1 protein-coding gene is annotated in these 1502 nt (G+C 48.2%); it reads right to left on the bottom strand.

Going from position 1 to position 1502, the window contains the following annotated elements:
* A partial coding sequence (metL, locus tag R7P35_RS24190; protein ID WP_318092865.1) for a bifunctional aspartate kinase/homoserine dehydrogenase II occupies window positions 1-1478 on the bottom strand: 1478 nt, incomplete at its 3' end.
* Window positions 1479-1502 lie beyond the last annotated feature (24 nt).

Below are 1502 nucleotides of genomic sequence, written 5' to 3'. Positions count from 1 at the left end.
TGGCTATCGACAACGGCGACTAAGTCAAAGCTCATACCGTGGCGTTTTTCGAGTTCTGTTTTCTGAATCGCAAATAGATTTAACCAGCTAGAACCGATATTGCCTTTGCCACATAACGCTACCGCTACGCGCTTTTGCGCTTGGAATAACTGGCTGTGAATCAACTGCACTAATGCTTCGGTATCGGTGCGACGCAGTACCGCAACTAGGCTTAAACCTGATTCAGTTTCAGAAACAAATTCAACTGGTGCGTGCTTCAATTTTTGGTAAAAACCAAAACAATGGTTGGCATTCTTCGTTACGCCCGCTCCGACAGCGGCCACAAGTGAATAGCCTTCTTTGAGTTTGATTTCAGCTTCAACCGCAAGATCTTGTAGATACTTCAGCGCACCTGTCGCAATCTCTGCGGTGTACGCTAAGCGTAATTTTTGCTGATCGGCTTGGGCTTCGTAAGAGAGTGGCTCGAGTTGCGCACGTTGAAGAGACTTTAAAACATCACTTTGGGTTTTGTTGAAGTCATGACCATGTCTAAAGGACAATTGAATCAACAATACCTCATCCAAAGAAGTGATTATTTTTGCTCCACGCCCAGAAGCAAGTACACGCTCAATACGCGTTGAACCCGATTCAGGTTGATAACTGCACTTGAGGCTTAAATCCATCGTGCTTTGCGCGACAGGTTGTAACGTACGGCTATGCAAGACCGGAGCTGCAAGGCGGGCCAGTTCACTCGCTTCGTCTAAGCGCAGTAAAGGCAACAGACATGCGTCCGACACCAAACGAGGATCCGCACTGTAAACGCCAGCAACATCACTCCAAATGGTTACGGTTGTCACTTCCGCCAAAGCACCGATTACGGTTGCGGAATAATCCGAGCCATTCCGCCCCAACAGCACGGTTTCTCCTGCCTCATTTTGCGCCATAAATCCGGTAATGATGACGCGTTTGTGGCTGTGTTGCGCCAACGCCTCCTTAATCAGGGGATAAGAACGCGCACGGTCAACTTCCGGTTGAGTACCTGCTTCTGCACGTAAAAATGCACGTGCATCTTGTGCGACCGCAGGAACATTTTGTTGTGAAAGCAAGGCAGCCAATAAACGTGAAGACCACACTTCACCGTGACCCAACACTGCCGCTTTTTGCGCATCCGTCAGTGGCGCAGTCAGCTCGGCTAAGGTACTGAACTCATCGTGCAAAGAAGCGAGCAATTGCGTCTGCACCTCGCCTTCTAATAAAGATTCAATTAGCTCCGACTGGAATTGTCTTAAGCCTTGCAGTGCTTCATGCGCAATACGGCCATCTTTGTCTAAACCTTCCAGAAACTCGATCAAGCGATTAGTGGTCTTCCCCGCGGCGGATACCACCACCAGATCATTCTCAGCAGAGTATTCTTTGAGAATATCGGCCACACGTAAGTAACATTCAGGGGTTGCTAAGCTGCTGCCACCAAATTTATGTAACTGACGTTGTACACTCATTTTTAGTTCTCCTATTACTGAGCA

Source organism: Vibrio sp. Vb0304 (assembly GCF_033338995.1).
Lineage (GTDB): Bacteria > Pseudomonadota > Gammaproteobacteria > Enterobacterales > Vibrionaceae > Vibrio > Vibrio alginolyticus.
The sequence above is the reverse complement of the archived record's forward strand: the minus strand, read 5'-3'. Positions and strand labels throughout refer to the sequence as shown.